This is a genomic window from Gordonia lacunae (assembly GCF_002149015.1).
Classification (GTDB): domain Bacteria; phylum Actinomycetota; class Actinomycetes; order Mycobacteriales; family Mycobacteriaceae; genus Gordonia; species Gordonia lacunae.
Genome location: NZ_NGFO01000074.1, coordinates 1 through 2,941, shown reverse-complemented (window position 1 = coordinate 2,941; position 2,941 = coordinate 1). Strand labels below are relative to the sequence as shown.

General features: G+C 69.5%; 3 protein-coding genes. All 3 read left to right on the top strand.

Annotated features, from left to right (window positions below):
• A partial coding sequence (locus CA982_RS26130; protein WP_086537959.1) for an MFS transporter occupies positions 1–1,441 on the top strand: 1,441 nt, incomplete at its 5' end.
• A 184-nt stretch (positions 1,442–1,625) separates the two neighbouring features.
• Complete coding sequence (locus CA982_RS26125; protein ID WP_086537958.1) at positions 1,626–2,471, top strand: FAD binding domain-containing protein; 846 nt, start codon at positions 1,626–1,628, stop codon at positions 2,469–2,471.
• Positions 2,468–2,941 (top strand): (2Fe-2S)-binding protein (locus tag CA982_RS26120; RefSeq protein WP_144066137.1); only part of this gene is annotated, 474 nt, incomplete at its 3' end. The genes CA982_RS26125 and CA982_RS26120, both read left to right, overlap by 4 nt.

The following is a 2,941-nucleotide window of genomic DNA, read 5'->3' as shown; positions in this document are numbered from 1 at the left end:
CCCCGATCCAGCCGCCGACAAGCCCCACCCCCGACTGGCGGTGGCCGTGCTCTGCCTCGCCGGCATCGTCGTGGCACTGATGCAGACGATCATCGTCCCGCTCATCCCTCAGCTCCCCGCCCTGTTGCACGCCGATGCCTCCGACACCACGTGGGCGATCACCATCACGCTGCTGCTCGGCGCGGTCGCCACCCCCATCGGCGGGCGGATCGGCGACATGTACGGCAAACGCCTCGCCATCCTGGTCAGCCTCGGCTTCGTCGCGGTGGGTTCCGTGGCCTGCGCGGTCGCCACGTCGCTCCCGGTGTTCATCATCGGCCGCGGTCTCCAGGGGCTGGGTTTCGGCATCGTCGCGCTCGGCATCAGCGTGATGCGCGACATCGTCCCGCCCCGCCACCTCGGCTCGTCGGTGGGAACCATGAGCGCCTCGCTCGGCATCGGCGGTGCACTCGGCCTCCCGGTCGCCGCACTCATCGCCCAGCACGTGAGCTGGCACGCCCTGTTCTGGTCGTGTGCGGGCGCGGCGACCCTGGCCGGCGTCGGCGTGGCCCTCACGGTGCGCTCCACGGCCAAGCCCTCCGGCGGCCGGTTCGACGCCCTCGGCGCACTCGGCCTGACCGTGCTCCTCGTCTGTCTGCTGCTCCCGTTGTCCAAGGGCGCCGAGTGGGGATGGTCGGCTCCGCTCACGCTCGGCCTGTTCGCCGGCTTCCTCGCATCGCTGGGCATCTGGGTCCTCGTCGAACTCCGTCGCGACAGTCCGCTGATCGATCTCCGCATCCTGGGCAAGCGCCCGCTGCTGCTGACGAACCTGGCCTCGATCGCGACCGGTTTCGCCTTCTACGCGATGCAACTCATCCCGATCCAGTTGCTGATGGCACCGACGAACAGCCCGGACGGCTTCGGGTACGACATGGTGCACGCGAGTCTGATCCTCGCGCCCAGCGGTCTGGTCATGTTCGTGTTCTCGCACATCAGTGGCCGCATCAACGCCGTCTTCGGCGCCCGCATCTCCCTCGCCCTGGGCGCGGTGATCATCGGCATCGGCTACGTGATCTTCATCGTCGGCATCGCCGGCCCGTGGGACCTGACCTGGATCCACATGCTCGTCATCGCCTGCTGCATCGGTGCGGGCCTCGGCATCGCCTACTCCGCGATGCCGGCCTTGATCATGCAGTCGGTCAGCGTGGAGCAGACCGGCGAGTCCAACGGCGTCAACGCACTCATGCGGATCATCGGGACCTCGACGGCGGCCGCCGCGGTCGGCATGTTGCTCACGTGGTCGATGATCTCCGTGCCCACCTCCGGCGGGACCTCGATCTCGGTACCGACCGCCGACGGGTATCTGTGGGCCTCCGGCATCGCCCTCGTCATGAGTGTGATCGCCGCGGTGGTCGCCTTCGCCATCCCGGCGCACGGGCGCATCACCGAGACCCCCGTCTGATCCGACGACGACGCCCCCAGGTGCCGGCCCGCCGGCCACGAGATGCGGACCGCACCGGATGCACGTAGCGTGACGCCGTGCTTCTCTCGACGTCGATCTCCGCGATCCGCTCCGGCGGGCGCATCGGCCTCGTACGGTGGGAGCCACTCACCGCTGCATCCCGCCTCCTCGACAAGGCACGCTGATGGATCTCACCGCCGTCTCCCGGTACCGGTTCGCCCGCACCCGAGAGGAGGCGTTCCCCGGTCCCGGCGAACAGATCGTCGCCGGTGGTACCTGGGTGTTCTCCGAGCCGCAGCCGGCGACCACCGGGCTCGTCGACCTGAGCGAGATGGGTTGGGCACCTGTCGAAGAGCTCCCCGGAGGCGGCCTGCGGATCGCGGCCACCTGCACGATCGCCGAGCTCGTCGCGATCCCGCCACGTCCGGGTTTCGTGGCCCAGCCCCTGTTCGCGCAGTGCGCGAACGCGCTGCTGGCGTCGTTCAAGATCTGGAACATGGCCACGGTCGGCGGCAACGTCTGCCGATCGTTCGCCGCCGCGTCCATGGTCTCCCTCGCGGTCGGACTCGACGCGACCGCACACGTGTGGTCGCCCGACGGCACCGACCGCGATCTGCCCGTCGCCGACTTGGTCATCGGGAACGGGATCAATCTCCTGGGACCGGGAGAAGTGTTGCGCGCCATCGACTTCCCGGGCCAGGCGTTACGTGCACGGACAGCGATGCGCAAGATCGCCCTCGCCGAGCTCGGCCGCTCGGGGGCAGTGGTGACCGGCCGGGTCGACGACGACGGCGCCACCACCTTCGGGATCACCGCGGCCACTGAGTGGCCGACGGTCCTGCGCTACCCCGTGCTTCCGACCCGCGACGCACTCCGCGATGACATCGTCGCGGCCAGCGGTTATTACACCGACCCGCTGGGCTCGGCCGACTGGCGCCGGGGCGTCTCGGCGGTCCTGGCCGAGGAGATCCGAGCCGAATTGGCCGGACGGACACCGGTGACCGACGAGGGATTCGGAGCCGAGGAATGAAGTTCGAGGTCAACGGCGAGCAACTCGACGCCGAACCCGCTGCGGGACAATGCCTGCGGATGTTGTTACGCGAACACGCCCACTACGAGGTCAAGAAGGGGTGCGACGCCGGGGACTGCGGGGCGTGCTCGGTACTCGTCGACGGAGAACCCGTGCACTCCTGCATCTTTCCCGCTCATCGCGCCGCCGGGAAATCGGTCACGACGGTCGCCGGCCTCGGCACCCCGGACGACCTGCATCCCGTTCAGCAGTCCTTCGTCGACAACTTCGGGTTCCAGTGCGGGTTCTGCACGGCCGGGATGATCGTGACGGCCTCCACCGTCACCGCCGAACATCTCCCCGACCTGCCGCGCCGGATGAAGGGAAACCTCTGCCGCTGCACCGGCTATCGCTCCATCCGGGATGCGATCACCGCGGCCGTCGCGCCCCCCGACGCCCCCGCCGCGACGCCGCCCGACGCCGAACCGCGC